The following is a 17,003-nucleotide window of genomic DNA, read 5'->3' on the forward strand; positions in this document are numbered from 1 at the left end:
CGAACCCGGAAGCTAAGCCTTACAGCGCCGATGGTACTGCAGGGGGGACCCTGTGGGAGAGTAGGACGCCGCCGAACTCCTTTTACAGCTCCGGCTCTTGGGCATCACAGCCCGAGAGCCGGAGCTTTTTTGCGTTGAGGTAAGGTCAGGGGGCATCGTTGGCACGTTTCCCCAGGAGGCACCCGGGTGGAGGTTCAGGAGACTCGCGTCCAGACGGACCGTGTGCTCACCATCCCGAACATCCTCAGCATGGCGCGGCTCGTCGGCGTGCCCCTCTTCCTGTGGCTGATTCTGCGCCCTGAGTTCGGTGGGCCCAAGAGTGACGGCTGGGCCCTCCTGGTGCTCGCTCTGAGCGGCATCAGCGACTACCTGGACGGCAAGCTCGCGCGGCGCTGGAACCAGATCAGCAGCCTCGGCCGGCTCCTCGACCCTGCCGCCGACCGGCTCTACATTCTCTCGACGCTCGTCGGCCTCACATGGCGTGAGATTCTGCCCCTGTGGTTGACCGCCGTACTTCTGGCCAGGGAGCTGGTTCTGCTGGTGATGGTGGGCATCCTCCGCCGGCACGGCTATCCGCCGCCGCAGGTGAACTTCCTGGGGAAGGCCGCCACGTTCAACCTGATGTATGCCTTCCCCCTGCTCCTGCTCAGTGACGGAAGTGGTTGGATCTCGTCACTGGCTGCTATTTTCGGATGGGCGTTCGCCGGATGGGGTACAACGCTGTATTGGTGGGCAGGAGTCCTCTACGTGGTACAAGTCCGCCGCCTGGTCCGTGCGGACGCCAAGACCGATTGAACTCGCGGATTCCTCCGCCCAGCGCGGTGCGATGGCCCGTGGTCGAAAAGTGCGGGAGAATCCTCGCGGGGGAAGTCGGCTAGACCGTCGTCTCTTCGAGGAGGACGCTTCCGACATGAAGGCCGTCGTGATGGCCGGAGGCGAAGGCACGCGCCTTCGTCCCATGACCTCAAGCATGCCCAAGCCGCTCCTGCCCGTGGCCAACCGCCCGATCATGGAGCACGTTCTGCGGCTGCTCAAAAGGCATGGGCTCAACGAAACAGTTGTCACTGTCCAGTTCCTGGCCTCGCTCGTCAAGAACTACTTCGGTGACGGCGAGGAGCTCGGAATGGAGCTCACCTATGCCAATGAGGAGAAGCCACTCGGTACCGCCGGAAGCGTCAAGAACGCGGAAGAGGCGCTGAAGGACGATGCCTTCCTCGTCATCTCCGGCGACGCGCTCACCGATTTCGACCTCACCGAGCTGATCAATTTCCACAAGGAAAAGGGCGCGCTGGTCACGGTCTGTCTGACCCGTGTGCCCAATCCCTTGGAGTTCGGCATCACCATCGTCGACGAGGAAGGCAAGGTGGAGCGCTTCCTCGAGAAGCCCACCTGGGGCCAGGTCTTCTCCGACACGGTGAACACCGGTATCTACGTGATGGAGCCCGAGGTCTTCGACTACGTCGACCCCGATGTGCCCGTCGACTGGTCCGGCGATGTCTTCCCGCAGCTGATGAAGGAAGGCAAGCCCGTCTACGGCTTCATCGCCGAGGGCTACTGGGAGGACGTCGGCACGCACGAGAGCTACGTGAAGGCTCAGGCCGACGTGCTCGAGGGCAAGGTCGACGTCGACATCGACGGGTTCGAGATCTCGCCCGGCGTGTGGGTGGCCGAGGGTGCCGAGGTGCACCCGGACGCCGTTCTGCGCGGGCCCGTCTACATCGGTGACTACGCCAAGGTCGAGGCCGGCGCCGAAATCCGTGAGCACACCGTCGTGGGCTCCAACGTGGTCGTCAAGAGCGGCGCGTTCCTGCACAAGGCCGTCGTTCACGACAACGTCTACGTGGGTCCTCACAGCAATCTGCGCGGCTGCGTGGTCGGAAAGAACACCGACATCATGCGCGCGGCGCGGATCGAGGACGGGGCGGTCATCGGTGACGAGTGCCTGATCGGTGAAGAATCGATCGTGCAGGGCAATGTGAGGGTCTACCCGTTCAAGACCATCGAGGCCGGTGCCTTCGTCAACACCTCGGTGATCTGGGAGTCCAGGGGACAGGCGCACCTCTTCGGTGCCCGCGGTGTCTCCGGAATCCTGAACGTCGAGATCACGCCGGAACTCGCCGTGCGTCTCGCGGGCGCCTACGCCACGACGCTCAAGAAGGGCTCGACCGTCACCACGGCCCGCGACCACTCGCGAGGTGCCCGTGCGCTGAAGCGGGCGGTGATCTCCGCGCTGCAGGCCAGCGCCATCGACGTACGGGACCTGGAGAACGTGCCGCTGCCCGTGGCGCGGCAGCAGACCGCGCGGGGCAGTGCCGGCGGAATCATGATCCGGACGACGCCCGGGGTGCCGGACTCGGTCGACATCATGTTCTTCGACGGACAGGGCGCCGACCTGTCGCAGGGCAGCCAGCGCAAGCTGGACCGGGTGTTCGCGCGGCAGGAGTACCGGCGTGCCTTCCCCGGGGAGATCGGCGACCTGCACTTCCCCGCCAGCGTCTTCGACTCGTACACCGGGTCTCTGCTGCGGAACGTGGACACGACCGGGATCGCGGACTCCGGGCTGAAGGTCGTCGTCGACGCGTCCAACGGAAGCGCCGGTCTCGTGCTGCCGAGCCTGCTCGGGAAGCTCGGCGTCGACTCGCTGACGATCAACCCGGGCCTCGACGAATCCCGGCCGACCGAGACGGCCGACGTGCGGCGGTCGGGCATGGTGCGGCTCGGGGAGATCGTGGCGTCCTCGGGGGCCGCGTTCGGCGTGCGGTTCGACCCGGTCGGTGAGCGGCTGTCGCTCGTCGACGAGAAGGGCCGGATCATCGAGGACGACCGTGCGCTGCTGGTCATGCTGGACCTGGTCGCCGCCGAGCGGCGCAGTGGCCGGGTCGCGCTGCCGGTGACCACGACCCGGATCGCCGAGCAGGTGGCGGCGTACCACGGGACGCAGGTCGAGTGGACGACGACCTCTCCGGACGACCTCACGCGCGTGGGCGGTGAGGAAGGCACGATCTTCGGCGGTGACGGCAAGGGCGGTTTCATCGTCCCCGAGTTCAGCAGCGTGTACGACGCCACCGCGGCTTTCGTGCGGCTCATCGGCCTGGTGGCGCGCACGCAGCTCACGCTGAGCCAGATCGACGCGCGGATCCCGCGGGCGCACGTCCTGAAGCGGGACCTGGCGACCCCGTGGGCCGTCAAGGGGCTGGTGATGCGGCGGGTCGTCGAGGCGGCCGGAGACCGCTTCGTGGACACCACGGACGGTGTGCGGGTGGTGGAGACCGACGGCCGCTGGGTCATGGTGCTGCCGGACCCGGCCGAGGCCGTCACCCACCTGTGGGCCGAGGGGCCGGACGACGCCTCCGCGCAGGCCCTGCTGGACGAGTGGTCGGCGGTCGTGGACAGCGCCGGCCGGTAGAAACGGGCCTGCACGCGTGCGTGCCGGACAAGTGTCCCCAACGGGGCCTGTCCGGCACGCCGGTGGGGCCGTTCGGAGGTAGTGCCCGCGACGTGCGACGATGTGCGGCATGCCGCAGCACCCCCCCATTCGGAGCACACCCTCGCGGCCCCGGCGTCCGGATGCGTCCATGTCGTTGCTCACCAACGTCATGGACCACAGCCTCGACGACGGCTACGCCGAGGCCGCCGCCCGGAAGAAGGCCGCGGGCGACGGCGGTATGCCGAAGACCCTCCGGGCGAAGCTGGGACTCGCCGCCGGCCTGGTGCTGGCGGCCCTGGTCGTGACTGTGGGAGCCGCCCAGGCGCGGGTCGCCGCTCCCGTCGTGGCCAAGGAGCGGGAAGAGCTGATCGACCGCATCGACCAGGAGACCGAGGCGGCGGACAAGCTGGAGGACACCGTCGACGAGCTCCGCGAGGACGTCGGCGCGCGGCAGCGTGAGGCGCTGAAGCACAGCGGCGGAAGCGCCGGATCCGATCTCGTGGGCATCCTCTCGGGGTCCGTCGCGGTGCACGGTCCCGGTGTGAAGCTCGTGGTGAACGACGCCAAGGAAGCCGGTACGGGGGGTGACGGGAACCCGCGCGGCAGCTCCGGGTTCTCCGACACCGGCCGGGTGCGCGACCGGGACATGCAGCGCGTGGTCAACGGACTGTGGGAGTCGGGGGCCGAGGCGATCTCCATCAACGGGCAGCGGCTGACGGCACTGTCCGCGATCAGGGCCGCGGGAGACGCGATACTGGTCGACAACAAGCCGCTGGTGCCGCCGTACACGGTGCTCGCGGTGGGGGACGGGCAGCGGCTGAGCACGCGGTTCCAGGACAGCGCGGACGGGCTGTATCTGAACGCGCTGCAGGAGAGCTACGGCATCAGGACAGGCATCTCCGTGGAGGACGACCTCCGGCTGCCTGCCGCGCCGAGTGTGATCGTACGAACAGCTCAGCCGAGCACTGAGAAGAGCGAGAAGGGCACATCGTGATCGCCGTACTGGGCCTCGTGGTGGGAGTCGTGGCCGGGCTGTTGGTCCGGCCTGAGGTTCCGGCGGTGGTCGAGCCTTACCTGCCGATCGCCGTCGTGGCGGCTCTGGACGCAGTCTTCGGAGGTCTGCGGGCCATGCTCGACGGGATCTTCGACGACAAGGTCTTCGTGGTGTCCTTCCTGTCGAACGTGGTCGTGGCCGCGCTGATCGTCTTCCTGGGCGACAAGTTGGGCGTGGGCGCCCAGCTGTCCACCGGTGTGGTGGTCGTCCTCGGCATCCGGATCTTCTCCAACGCCGCGGCGATCCGCCGGCACGTCTTCCGGGCGTGAGGCCGATGAGCGAGCACGAGGAGAAGCGTCCCGAGGGACAGGACGCCCCGCGCGGGGAGCTGCGGGACGGGCGCGGTGACTCCGGGAACAGGCTGCGCAAGGAGCTGCCGCAGGAGGTGTCCGCACCGGTGCCCGCCGCGCGGGAGACCCCGCGGGCCGAATCCGAGCCGGATCCCGAGCCCGTGTCCGGGGGCACGCCCGTAGCGGAGGCGAGGCCGGAGCCGCGGTTGACCGGCAGGCAGCGTCTGGTGCAGGGGCTGTGGCCGCCGCGCGTCACGCGAGCCCAACTCATCGTCGCCCTGCTGCTGTTCGGTCTCGGATTCGGTCTGGCCGTGCAGGTGGCGTCCAACAGCGACAGCGACAGTGCCCTGCGCGGTGCCCGCCAGGAGGATCTGGTCCGCATCCTCGATGAACTGGACGACCGTACTCAGCGTCTTGAGGACGAGAAGCAGGGTCTCGAGAAGCAGCGGGACGAGCTGGAGAACAGCTCGGACCAGGCCGAGGAGGCCCGCAGGCAGACGATCGAGAAGGAGCGGCAACTCGGCATCCTGGCGGGCACGGTGGCCGCTCAGGGGCCCGGCATCACCATGACCATCGAGGACACGAAGGGGACGGTCGAGGCGGACATGCTGCTCGACGCGATCCAGGAGCTGCGTGCGGCGGGTGCCGAGGCGATCCAGGTGAACGGCGTACGCGTGGTCGCCGGCACGTACCTCGCTGATTCCGGCAAGGGCGTGAGCGTCGACGGGAACAAGATCAACGCGCCCTATCGTTTCAAGGTCATCGGCAAGCCGCAGGACCTCGAGCCGGCGCTCAACATCCCCGGAGGCGTGGTGCAGACTCTCGAGAAGGAACAGGCCACCGTGATCGTCGAGCGATCGACCAAGATCGTCGTGGACGCCTTGCGAGCGGCGAAGCGGCCTGACTACGCTCGGTCGTCCTCGCAGTGAACCGGGGGTGCATGGGCGACGTCCGGCAAGGGCAAGAGGTTGCGGGGGGTCGGCGCACCGAATGGGTGGTGCGTGGTGGAAACTGTCTGGTGCAGACGGACGTTGTCAGGATGTCCGGGTCGGCCAGAGTGTTCAGTCAGGGTTCGTCCTGCCCCACGGGCGGGTCTGTTTCGGTCAAGGGGAATCGCCCGTGAAGTTGTTTGCGAAGTTGTTCGGCAAGAGCGCGCGAGAAGGCAGCGACAACGCCAACGCCACCGCTCGCCATCGCGCACAGCCTGACGCGGAAGGCCAGCGGCCGCTCTTCCGCGACCAGGTCGCTGGTCCGGGTGGTGACATCTCCGGAGGTCAGGGCGCGCCGTCGGTTGACCCTGCGCAGCCCGGCGGCATAGGTTTCGGCCAACCGTCAGCCTCAGGTGCGGGTGGAGGGTTTTCCGACCCGTATGCGTCCCACGCTCCCGGTGAGCAGCCGCGGCAGGAGGATCCGATGTCGGCCCTGGTGTGTACGAGGTGCGGTAACCGCAACGCGGAGAACAGCCGCTTCTGCTCCAACTGTGGCGCCCCCCTGCGGGCCGGCGCGACTCCGGAGCGGCCGTCCGAGACGACCTCCACGATCTCCATCTCCGGTCTCGAGGCCTACGACAGCGAGACCACCGGCCAGACGCCGATGCCGACGCTGTCTCCCGAGGCCCAGGCGGCCGTGGACGCGCTCCCGCTGGGCTCGGCCCTCCTGGTCGTGCGCCGCGGGCCGAACTCGGGCAGCCGCTTCCTGCTGGACGGTGATCTGACCACGGCCGGGCGTCACCCGCAGAGCGACATCTTCCTGGACGACGTGACGGTCTCCCGGCGGCACGTGGAGTTCCGCCGCGGGCAGGACGGCTCGTTCACGGTGGCCGACGTGGGCAGCCTGAACGGCACGTACGTGAACCGCGAGCGGATCGACCAGGTCGCCCTGAACAACGGTGACGAGGTCCAGATCGGCAAGTACCGGCTGGTCTTCTACGCGAGCCAGCGGGGCTACTGACCCGGCTCGTCCGGGAAGGCCCGGCGAGGGTCCATCCGTCAGGGAAGGTCCATGCTTCGAACACCGAGCGGCGGTGCCGGACACGGCGCCGCCGCCACGGACAGTGGCCTGATGAGCATCGGCACGGTGCTGAACGTGCTGCGCGAGGAGTTCCCGGAAGTCACCATCTCCAAGATCCGTTTCCTGGAGGCGGAGGGGCTCATCGAGCCGCAGCGGACCCCCTCGGGGTACCGCAAGTTCAGCGCCCACGACGTCGAGCGCCTCGGTCACGTCCTGAGGATGCAGCGGGACCACTATCTGCCCCTGAAGGTGATCCGCGAGCATCTGGAGGCCATGGAGCGCGGTGAGGCCGTCCAGCTGCCCGTGGTGGGCCGCCAGCGTGACGGCGAACCCGTGCCCGAGGCACCCGAGGGGCCCACGGCCGCCAGGATCGGGCGTGCGGAACTGCTCGCCGCCGCCGGCATCGACGAGCGGGAGCTCAAGGAGTGGGAGTCGTACGGGCTGCTCACTCCACTGGAGGACGGGGCGTACGACGCGGAGGCGGTCACGGTGGCCTCGCTCGTCGTCGAGCTCGGACGGTTCGGGATCGAGCCGCGGCACCTGCGGGCGATGAAGGCCGCAGCCGACCGCGAGGCCGGGCTGGTGGACCAGGTGGTGGCCCCGCTCAAGCGGCACAGGAACCCGCAGACCAGGGCTCATGCGGAAGCCCGCACCAAGGAGCTGGCGGGGCTCACGGTGCGGCTGCACGCCGCGCTGGTGCAGACGGCGCTCGGGGTGCGGCTGCCCTGAGCGGCGGGCTGCGCGGGGGTCGGATCAGGCGCCCTATACCGGCCCGACTACCCAAACATCCCGAGCACGGCCTAGGGTTGCTGTGTGAACGAGCTCGATGTCGTAGGTGTCCGGGTCGAAATGCCCTCCAACCAACCGATCGTGCTGCTGCGTGAAGTGGGAGGCGACCGTTACCTTCCCATCTGGATCGGACCGGGGGAGGCGACGGCGATCGCCTTCGCCCAGCAGGGCATGGCTCCCGCGCGGCCGCTGACCCACGACCTGTTCAAGGACGTGCTGGAGGCTGTCGGCCAGGAGCTCACCGAAGTGCGCATCACGGACCTGCGCGAGGGCGTCTTCTACGCCGAGCTGGTCTTCGCCAGCGGCGTCGAGGTGAGTGCCCGCCCGTCCGACGCCATAGCGCTCGCGCTGCGCACCGGGACGCCGATCTACGGCAGCGACACGGTGCTCGACGACGCCGGTATCGCGATCCCGGACGAGCAGGAGGACGAGGTGGAGAAGTTCCGCGAGTTCCTCGACCAGATCTCCCCGGAGGACTTCGGCAGCAGCAGCCAGTGAGCCCCGGGTCCGGTGCGGAACCGGACGGCAGGGGGCATCAGCGGCCGGTGAGGCGATGGGGCGGCCCGGCGGACGATGTGGTCCGCGGCAGGGTCGCCCGACGCATGGAGACGGGTGAATTGCCCGCATGTGCCGGTGGCGAGTGAGAGCGTCACACGGTCCGCGCCGAGCGCATTCGGCTAGCCTTTCCCCGCGGTGGGGCACGGGAAACCACTCTTAGGGTGATTATCACTCGGCGTGGCGAGTGTGGCGATCGTTGACGCACCCCTGGTGACTGCCTACCGTCGAGAAGGCAGGTCAAGGACGGAGGTCGGCGTGAGAAGCAGCGGCGGCGGTACGGCTGGGGGCGGCCCCGAGCGCAGTCTCAGGGCGAGCGGTCCGTACCCTCCCCACGGCTCACGGTTCCGCCCGAGCGGGGGATACCCCCAGCCCGGTGACGCGGCCGATCACGCTCCGCAGCGACCGACGGCCGTGCCGAGCAGCGGAGGGACGACGTCCATGGCGTCCGAGCAGATCGGCTATCGCGGGCCGACGGCCTGTGCGGCCGCCGGGATCACCTACCGGCAACTGGACTACTGGGCGCGTACGGGTCTCGTCGAGCCGAGCGTGCGCCCCGCCCACGGATCCGGGTCGCAGCGGCTGTACAGCTTCCGGGATGTCGTCGTCCTGAAGATCGTCAAGCGGTTCCTGGACACCGGAGTGTCGCTGCAGAACATCCGCACGGCCGTGCAGCACCTTCGGGAACGCGGTTTTGAGGACCTGGAGCGGATGACGCTGATGAGCGACGGCGCCACCGTGTACGAGTGCACCTCGCCGGACGAGGTCCACGCCCTGCTCCAAGGAGGGCAGGGGGTCTTCGGGATCGCCGTCGGCGTGGTGTGGCGGGACGTGGAGAGCGCGCTGTCCCAGCTGCACGGGGAACGGATCGACACCGGCGAGACGCTGGTCGGGCCGAACCCCGCGGACGAGCTGGCGCGACGGCGGAACCGGGCCGTCTGAGCCGCTCCGGACACGGTGCTCCCGGTGGCCGCAAGAGGCGGGACGTTTCCGCACCCGCGCTCCAGCCCCATCTGCTGTGTCCGCCGCCGTTTCCGCGGCCGGCGATCGCCTCCGGGGAGGGGCGCAGGAGACCGGGTCGGTCGGCAGGAGCATTGTCAGTGGCGTAGGGCAGCATCGGAGATGTGAGAACCGCGCCCACGATCCTGCATCTCGACATGGATGCCTTCTTCGCTTCGGTGGAGCAGGCGTCCAAGCCGAGTCTGCGCGGGAAGGCCGTGGTCGTGGGAGGGCTCGGGCCTCGCGGTGTGGTGGCCACGGCGTCGTACGAGGCACGGGTCTTCGGGGTGCACTCGGCGATGCCCATGGGGCAGGCCAGGCGGCTGGCGCCCAACGCCGCGTATCTCGTGCCGCGCTTCGGGCTCTACAAGACGATCAGCGAACGCGTCATGGAGCTGCTGCGGGCGTTGTCGCCGCTCGTGGAGCCGTTGAGCCTGGACGAGGCGTTCGTGGACCTGGAGGCCGGTGGAGTGGCCTGGGACGAGGCGTCCGCGAGGCTGGTCGGGGCGCAGCTGCGCGCCGACATCCGCGCCGTCACGGGACTCACGGGGTCGGTCGGGCTCGCCGCCTCCAAGATGCTCGCGAAGATCGCCTCCGAGCAGGCCAAGCCCGACGGGCTGGTGGTGATCGAGCCGGGCACCGAGCGGGCCATGCTCGGGCCGATGTCGGTGCGGACCCTGCCCGGGGTCGGACCGGCGACGGGGGACCATCTGCGGCGGGCCGGGATCACCACGGTCGAGGAGATCGTGGAAGCGGGCGAGGACGAGCTGGTCCGGCTGCTGGGGAAGGCGCACGGGCACGGGCTCTACGCGATGGCCCTGGCGCGCGACGACCGGCCCGTGGTGGCGGAGCGGGAGGCGAAGTCCGTGTCCGTGGAGGACACGTACGACGTGGACATCCACGACCGGGTGCGGGTCGGGCTGGAGGTGCAGCGGCTGGCCGACCGGTGCGTACGGCGGCTGCGCGGGGCGGGTCTGTCCGGGCGGACGATCGTGCTGAAGGTGCGGCGGTACGACTTCTCGACGCTCACCCGGTCCGAGACGCTGCGGGGGCCGACGGACGATCCCGGGGTGATCGGGGAGGCGGCGGCGAGGCTGCTCGACTCGGTGGACACCACGGGTGGCGTGAGGCTGCTCGGGGTGGGGGTCAGCGGGCTCGCCGACTACACCCAGGAGGACCTGTTCGCGCAGGCCGCGGGGGAGCGGTCGGTGGCGGAGGGGGTGGCGGAGGAGCACGCCGTCGCGCGGGCCGAGGAGCAGCCGTCGCTCGCCGAGCGTCGCTGGCCCGCCGGGCACGACGTGCGGCACGCCGAGTTCGGGCACGGGTGGGTGCAGGGCAGTGGACTGGGGCGGGTCACCGTGCGCTTCGAGACGCCCGGGTCGGAGCCGGGGAGAGTGCGTACGTTCCGCGTCGACGACCCCGCGCTGGAGCCGGCGGATCCGTTGCCGCTGGTGTTACGAAGATCTGAGGGGCCCGAGGGGCCTGAGGGTCCCGCGCTCCCCGAGGAGCCTGAGGGAAGCGGGGAGCCCGAGGTGCACCGGAAGGGCTCCGTCGGGCCGGTGGGGACGTCGTCGGGAGCCGCGCCCCTCTACTAGGGGGTGGCTGTCCTGGCAGGCCTGGTCCGGCCTCTCAGGTCGTCTGTTCGTCCGAGCCCGCCAGCTTGCCGAAGGCGTGGTCCGGGAGTGGGGGAGGAGCGGCGATGTCGAGGCCGTAGTGGTGGTAGAGCTGGAGCTCCTGCTCGGGGGAGAGGTGGCGGCCCACGCCGAAGTCGGGGGCGTCCTTGATCAGGGCGCGTTCGAAAGGGATGTGGAGGGCGCCGTCGATCAGCTCGCTGGGCTCCAGGGGGACGAACGCGTCCCTGCTGAACAGGCCGGTCCGTATGGCCGCCCACTCCGGTTCGCCGGTGGCGTCGTCGAGGTAGACCTCGTCGATCGTGCCGATCCGGGCTCCGTTGCGGTCGAACGCCTTGCGGCCGATCAGGTTGCGCGGATCGATATCGGTACGCACGGGACCTCCACAGGCTCGCAATCATCCGTAAGCACTACAAAACGGCAGAATCGGGGAGGCGGCCACTCGAAGGTTCGTGCGTTGACCGCGCTGGTACGCTGGCAACGGCTGCTGACCCCGCGCGGGAGAGTCCTCCGGACATCATCGGAGGCGCCGAAGGAGCAAATCCTCCCCGGAATCTCTCAGGCACACGTACCGCACGGACGAGGTCACTCTGGAAAGAAGAGCGGGTGTCGACGGCTTCCGCTCTCACCGACGGTGAAAGCCGGAGGCCTTCGGGCGATCCGGTGAAGCTCTCAGGTTGAGATGACAGAGGGGGAGGCCGTCCGGGTACCCGCGCCGTGGTGCCCCTCGAAGGTCGTGTCAGACCAGGAGGCCTCCGCCCATGACCGCCCATCGCATTCCGCTTTCCGAGCTCGAAGAGGCAGTGCCCTTCGAGCAGCGCCACATCGGCCCCGACCACGAGGCCCAGGCCAAGATGCTCGCGCAGGTCGGCTACGGCTCACTCGACGAGCTCACGGCCGCCGCGGTCCCGGCCGTCATCAAGAGCGCCGAGGCCCTCGACCTGCCCGGTGCCCGCAGCGAGGCCGAGGTGATCGCCGAGCTGCGCTCGCTCGCCGACCGCAACCAGGTCCTCGGCTCCATGATCGGACTCGGCTATTACGGCACGTTCACGCCGCCGGTCATCATGCGCAACGTCATGGAGAACCCAGCCTGGTACACCGCGTACACGCCGTACCAGCCGGAGATCTCGCAGGGGCGTCTGGAAGCGCTGCTCAACTTCCAGACCATGGTCGCCGACCTCACCGGACTGCCGACCTCCGGTGCCTCCCTGCTCGACGAGGGCACCGCGGCGGCCGAGGCCATGGCGCTGTCGCGGCGGATGGGCAAGAACAAGAAGGGCCTGTTCCTGGTCGACGCGGACGCGCTGCCGCAGACCATCGCCGTGATCCAGACCCGGGCCGAGCCGACGGGCGTGGAGGTCGTCGTCGCCGACCTCACCGACGGCATTCCGGACGAGGTCGCCGAGCGCGAGATCAACGGCGTGCTGATCCAGTACCCGGGCGCCTCCGGAGCCGTCAGGGACATCAAGCCGGTCATCGACCGGGCGCACGAGCTGGGCGCCGTCGTCACCGTCGCCGCCGACCTGCTCGCGCTGACCCTGCTGAAGTCGCCCGGCGAGCTCGGCGCGGACATCGCGGTCGGCACGACCCAGCGCTTCGGCGTGCCGATGGGCTTCGGCGGGCCGCACGCCGGCTACATGGCGGTCCAGGAGAAGATGGCGCGCAGCCTGCCCGGGCGGCTCGTCGGCGTGTCCGTGGACGCCGACGGGAACAAGGCCTACCGGCTGGCGCTGCAGACGCGTGAGCAGCACATCCGCCGCGAGAAGGCGACCAGCAACATCTGCACCGCGCAGGTGCTGCTCGCCGTGATGGCCGGCATGTACGCCGTCTACCACGGCCCGGACGGCCTGCGGGGCATCGCCCGGCGCACCCACCGTTACGCCACGGTCCTCGCCGCCGGGCTCGCGAACGGCGGCGTCGAGGTCGTACACGGCTCCTACTTCGACACCCTGACCGTGCGCGTCGCGGGCCGGGCCGCCGAGGTCGTGGCGGCCGCGCGCGACAACGGGGTCAACCTGCGTCTCGTCGACGCCGACCACGTCTCGATCGCCTGCGACGAGACCACGAGCCGGGCCCAGCTGCGGGCCGTGTGGGCCGCCTTCGGCGTCGAGGGGGTCATCGAGGCGCTGGACGACGCCACCGAGGAAGGGCTCCCGGCCGGGCTGCTGCGCTCCGACGACTACCTGACGCACCCCGTCTTCCACCAGCACCGCTCCGAGACGGCCATGCTGCGCTACCTGCGCCGGCTGGCCGACCGGGACTACGCGCTCGACCGCGGCATGATCCCGCTGGGCTCCTGCACCATGAAGCTCAACGCGACCACCGAGATGGAGCCGGTCACCTGGCCCGAGTTCGGGCAGCTGCACCCCTTCGCCCCCGCCGAGCAGGCCCAGGGCTACCTCACGCTCATCCATGAGCTGGAGGACCGGCTCGCCGAGGTCACCGGGTACGACAAGGTCTCCCTCCAGCCGAACGCCGGGTCCCAGGGCGAGCTGGCCGGTCTGCTCGCGGTGCGCGGCTACCACCGGGCCAACGGCGACGAGCAGCGGACCGTGTGCCTGATCCCGTCCTCCGCGCACGGCACCAACGCCGCCAGCGCCGTCATGGCCGGCATGAAGGTCGTCGTCGTGAAGACCGCCGAGGACGGCGAGATCGACGTCGAGGACCTGCGGGCGAAGATCGAGCAGCACCGCGACGAACTCGCCGTGCTGATGATCACCTACCCGTCGACCCACGGCGTGTTCGAGGAGCACGTCGCCGACATCTGCGCACAGGTGCACGAGGCGGGCGGCCAGGTCTACGTCGACGGCGCCAACCTCAACGCGCTGGTCGGGCTGGCCAAGCCGGGCCACTTCGGCGGTGACGTCTCGCACCTGAACCTGCACAAGACCTTCTGCATCCCGCACGGCGGTGGCGGCCCGGGCGTCGGCCCGGTGGCGGTGCGCGAGCACCTCGCGCCGTACCTGCCGAACCACCCGCTGCAGCCCGAGGCGGGCCCGGAGACGGGCGTCGGCCCCATCTCGGCGGCGCCCTGGGGCTCGGCCGGCATCCTGCCGATCTCCTGGGCCTACGTCCGGCTCATGGGCGGCGAGGGGCTCAAGCGGGCCACGCAGGTGGCGGTGCTGAGCGCCAACTACGTCGCCAAGCGGCTCGAGCCGCACTACCCGGTGCTCTACACCGGTCCCGGCGGGCTCGTCGCGCACGAGTGCATCATCGACCTGCGGCCGCTGACCAAGGCGACCGGTGTCAGCGTCGACGACGTCGCCAAGCGGCTCATCGACTACGGCTTCCACGCGCCGACGATGTCGTTCCCGGTGGCCGGGACGCTGATGATCGAGCCGACCGAGTCGGAGGACCTGACCGAGCTGGACCGGTTCTGCGACGCGATGATCGCCATCCGCGCGGAGATCGAGAAGGTCGGTTCCGGTGAGTGGCCCGCCGAGGACAACCCGCTGCGGGGTGCCCCGCACACCGCCGGCGCCCTCGCCGGTGCGTGGGAGCACGCCTACAGCCGCGAGGAGGCCGTCTTCCCGGCCGGGGTCTCGGTCGCCGACAAGTACTGGCCGCCGGTGCGCCGTATCGACCAGGCCTACGGTGACCGGAACCTGGTCTGCTCGTGCCCGCCGCTGGACGCGTACGAGGACTGATTTCGCCGGTTCGGCGACCGGTTCGGTCACGGGAGGGGCTCCGCGTCTGCGGGGCCCCTCCCGTCTTGCGTCATGCCGTCGCGAGTGACGTTGCGGTCGCCGCTCCCGGCGCCGTGGCCGGCACGGATCGACCTCGATTGACCCGATCGGGGTATGGCCCCTCGCGTATGACGCGATATAGCGTTAGCGGCCGGGACGGGTCGGCGGGGTGCGCCGCCCGCGGAGTTCGGGGGAGTGGCTGTGGGAGAGCTCGTAGGCGGGAGTGGATCGCCCGAGGTGAGGGCGTCGCACGCGGATCGGGACCGGGCGGTGGACGTGCTGCGGGTTGCCGCGGGCGACGGACGGCTCACCCCGGAGGAGCTGGACGAGCGGCTGGAGGCCGCGCTGTCCGCCCGTACGGTGGGTGAACTGGCGCTGTTGACGGGAGATCTGTCCCGGCCGGTGGAGATGGCCGGCGCCGAGGAGGTCGCACGGATCGACCAGGTCGGGTCCGTGACCCGGCGAGGTGACGCCTGGGTGGTACCGCGGCGCCTGGAGATCCGGTCGGCCTGGGGCGAGGTGGCCCTCGACTTCACCGACGCGGTGATCACGCATGACAGTCTGCACATCGACCTGGACCTGCGCGCCGGTGCCCTCAAGCTGGTGACCCGGCCGGGGGTCGTGGTCGACACGACCGGGCTCGTGACCCATTACTCCGCGGTCAAGGAGCGCCGGGCGGCCGATGCGCCCGTCCTGCTGCGTGTGCGTATCACGGGAGAGGTCGAGTACGGGCAGATAGTGGTGCGTCCCCGGCGCCGGCGCCTCGTCGGGCACTGAGGAGCATCCACGGCGCGGCCTGTCCGGGCGCAGCGTTGCCGCCGGTCGCCGCCGCCCGCCCATGACCTCGTCAGGCGGTCCTGGAGTATTTCGGCGTGGAGTCGGGCTACCGCCGCTCGACCGACCGGTGTAAGCAGAGCGTGATGCTCCAGCCCGAGGTTGCGCAGGCCGCGGCGGCCGCGCGGCAGCCGGGACCGGCGCCGAAGCCGGTCGCCTCGCTGAAACCACCTGGTGAAGGCGTACATCGCCCCGGCGATCCGCTGAGAGCGCAGGCCCGGGTCGGCGGGGCTCGCTGCTGGGCACCCAGCGTGATCACCCGCTCCGTAAGGTTCGTCTTCCTGATCGAATGTTTCGGCAGACCCCTGAGGTCCGGATGGCAAGGGCAGATTCACTGTGTACAAGGGGTTGCCACCGTTTACCCGCTGTCTCTAGGGTGCGGCATCAACGCAGCTTTCTGGATCTCATTCGAAACTTTCGAGGAGCGCATGATGGGCGACCCGGCACTGTCCCGCCGCGGCTTCCTGGCGGCCTCCGCCGCAGCCGGTCTGGGGATGACGGCACTGACCGCATGCGGCGGGGACTCGGACGGAGGGTCGTCCGGGACGACCACGATCGAGTGGTGGAACATCTCCACCACGGAACCGACCAAGACGGTCTGGGCCGGTCTGGCGCGCAAGTTCGAGGCGCAGAACCCCAAGGTCAAGGTCAAGATCGTCCAACTCGAGAACGACGCCTACAAATCGAAGATGACGGCTCTGACCTCTTCGGGGAAGCTGCCCGACATCTTCCACACCTGGGGTGGCGGCGTGCTGCAGCAGCAGGTCGCCGCCGGGCTCGTCGAGGACCTCACGGACCGCACCAAGCCCTGGGGCGACGCCCTGCTGCCGGTGGCCCGGGAGCCGTACCTGATCGAGGACCGGGCCTACGGCATCCCGTTCGACATCGGCATGATCGGCTTCTGGTACAACAAGGCGCATTTCAAGAAGGCCGGCATCAGCGAGCCCCCGACCACCTGGAGCGGCTTCCTCGACGCCGTGCGCAAGCTCAAGTCCGCCCGGATCACACCCCTCGCCCTGGCCGGCAAGGAGAAGTGGCCCGGCATGTACTACTGGGCGTACCTGGCGATGCGCACCGCCGGTGCCGAGGCGCTGCAGAAGGCGTACGAGGACAAGGACTTCACCGGCGCGCCCTTCGTCGAGGCGGGCGAGCACCTGGAGGAGCTCGTCGGCCTGCAGCCGTTCCAGAAGGGCTTCCTCGGTGCGGCCTACTCCAGCCCCACCGGTCAGGCCGCCAGCGTCGGCAACGGCAAGGCGGCCATGGAGCTCATGGGCCAGTGGGCGCCGGTGGTCCAGGCCGACGCCGGCAAGGGTCTCGGCAAGGACCTCGGCTTCTTCCCGTTCCCGGCGGTCGAGGGCGGCCGGGGGGCCATCACCGAGGTCTTCGGCGGAGGCGGTGGACACGCCCTGCGCCGGGGTGCTCCGCAGGCGGCCGTCGACTTCCTGAAGTTCTTCGCCTCGGAGGCCACCGACCGGGAGCTCGTGAAGAAGACCGGTGTGCTGCCCGTGGTCCCGGCGGCCGAGAGCGCCATCGCCGACGCCAACATCAAGGCCGTGCAGGCCGAGCTGAAGAAGGCCACCGGCTTCCAGCTCTACCTCGACCAGGCGTACGCGCCGGCCGTCGGCCAGGAGGTCAACGACAGCGTCGCCGCGCTCATATCGGGTTCCAGGTCGCCCGAGCAGGTCGCACAGTCGATCACGAAGACCGCGAAGGAAGAGCAGTAGCCGG

14 protein-coding genes, 1 rRNA gene and 1 riboswitch are annotated in these 17,003 nt (G+C 69.7%); of the genes, 14 read left to right on the plus strand and 1 reads right to left on the minus strand.

The annotated features are described in order from the left end of the window. The 11 genes from rrf to ACPXCS_RS37590 all read left to right on the plus strand — a co-directional run. Window positions 1–77: ribosomal RNA gene (gene rrf, locus ACPXCS_RS37540) — 5S ribosomal RNA — on the plus strand; the annotation flags it as partial. A 109-nt stretch (window positions 78–186) separates the two neighbouring features. After that, window positions 187–795 carry a CDP-alcohol phosphatidyltransferase family protein gene (locus ACPXCS_RS37545; RefSeq protein WP_351359010.1) on the plus strand — a complete coding sequence of 203 codons (609 nt, stop codon included), beginning with the start codon at window positions 187–189 and terminating at the stop codon, window positions 793–795. Between the two features lie 115 nt (window positions 796–910). After that, window positions 911–3,406 carry a sugar phosphate nucleotidyltransferase gene (locus ACPXCS_RS37550; RefSeq protein WP_425951969.1) on the plus strand — a complete coding sequence of 832 codons (2,496 nt, stop codon included), beginning with the start codon at window positions 911–913 and terminating at the stop codon, window positions 3,404–3,406. A gap of 100 nt (window positions 3,407–3,506) precedes the next feature. After that, on the plus strand, window positions 3,507–4,421 hold the full coding sequence (locus tag ACPXCS_RS37555) for a DUF881 domain-containing protein (RefSeq protein ID WP_425951970.1): 915 nt from the start codon (window positions 3,507–3,509) through the stop codon (window positions 4,419–4,421). After that, window positions 4,418–4,750 (plus strand): small basic family protein, encoded by a 333-nt coding sequence (locus ACPXCS_RS37560; RefSeq protein ID WP_003988855.1) that lies wholly within the window; start codon window positions 4,418–4,420, stop codon window positions 4,748–4,750. The genes ACPXCS_RS37555 and ACPXCS_RS37560 overlap by 4 nt, the downstream gene beginning before the upstream one ends. 5 nt (window positions 4,751–4,755) lie before the next feature. Then, window positions 4,756–5,700: a DUF881 domain-containing protein gene (locus tag ACPXCS_RS37565; protein WP_425951971.1), complete on the plus strand. Its 945-nt coding sequence runs from the start codon at window positions 4,756–4,758 to the stop codon at window positions 5,698–5,700. Window positions 5,701–5,761: 61 nt separating this feature from the next. Then, entirely contained in the window at window positions 5,762–6,721 is a 960-nt protein-coding gene (locus tag ACPXCS_RS37570) for an FHA domain-containing protein (RefSeq protein ID WP_425951972.1), read from the plus strand. 51 nt (window positions 6,722–6,772) lie between these two features. Beyond that, window positions 6,773–7,510: a MerR family transcriptional regulator gene (locus ACPXCS_RS37575; protein WP_425951973.1), complete on the plus strand. Its 738-nt coding sequence runs from the start codon at window positions 6,773–6,775 to the stop codon at window positions 7,508–7,510. 84 nt (window positions 7,511–7,594) lie between these two features. Continuing rightward, entirely contained in the window at window positions 7,595–8,068 is a 474-nt protein-coding gene (locus tag ACPXCS_RS37580; protein ID WP_003988851.1) for a bifunctional nuclease family protein, read from the plus strand. A 315-nt stretch (window positions 8,069–8,383) separates the two neighbouring features. After that, window positions 8,384–9,067 (plus strand): MerR family transcriptional regulator, encoded by a 684-nt coding sequence (locus ACPXCS_RS37585; RefSeq protein ID WP_425951974.1) that lies wholly within the window; start codon window positions 8,384–8,386, stop codon window positions 9,065–9,067. Window positions 9,068–9,249: 182 nt separating this feature from the next. Then, the gene (locus ACPXCS_RS37590; protein ID WP_425951975.1) at window positions 9,250–10,719 is read left to right on the plus strand and encodes a DNA polymerase IV; all 1,470 of its coding nucleotides are present in this window, start codon (window positions 9,250–9,252) and stop codon (window positions 10,717–10,719) included. A gap of 34 nt (window positions 10,720–10,753) precedes the next feature. On the opposite strand, the gene ACPXCS_RS37595 is transcribed toward ACPXCS_RS37590, so the two are convergent. Then, entirely contained in the window at window positions 10,754–11,131 is a 378-nt protein-coding gene (locus ACPXCS_RS37595) for a PRC-barrel domain-containing protein (RefSeq protein ID WP_425951976.1), read from the minus strand. Between the two features lie 112 nt (window positions 11,132–11,243). Continuing rightward, window positions 11,244–11,339: riboswitch (glycine riboswitch) on the plus strand. A gap of 177 nt (window positions 11,340–11,516) precedes the next feature. On the opposite strand from ACPXCS_RS37595, the gene gcvP reads away from it, so the two are divergent. The 3 genes from gcvP (at window position 11,517) to ACPXCS_RS37610 (ending at window position 16,999) form a co-directional block, all read left to right on the plus strand. Beyond that, window positions 11,517–14,402, plus strand: coding sequence for an aminomethyl-transferring glycine dehydrogenase (gene gcvP, locus ACPXCS_RS37600; protein WP_425951977.1), 2,886 nt, complete (start codon window positions 11,517–11,519; stop codon window positions 14,400–14,402). Window positions 14,403–14,642: 240 nt separating this feature from the next. Then, window positions 14,643–15,218: a DUF1707 SHOCT-like domain-containing protein gene (locus tag ACPXCS_RS37605; RefSeq protein WP_425951978.1), complete on the plus strand. Its 576-nt coding sequence runs from the start codon at window positions 14,643–14,645 to the stop codon at window positions 15,216–15,218. Between the two features lie 488 nt (window positions 15,219–15,706). Beyond that, complete coding sequence (locus ACPXCS_RS37610; RefSeq protein WP_425951979.1) at window positions 15,707–16,999, plus strand: extracellular solute-binding protein; 1,293 nt, start codon at window positions 15,707–15,709, stop codon at window positions 16,997–16,999. Window positions 17,000–17,003: the final 4 nt, after the last annotated feature.

Origin of the sequence: Streptomyces sp. DT190 (genome assembly GCF_049846985.1) — a bacterium.
In the GTDB taxonomy this organism is placed as follows: Bacteria; Actinomycetota; Actinomycetes; order Streptomycetales; family Streptomycetaceae; genus Streptomyces.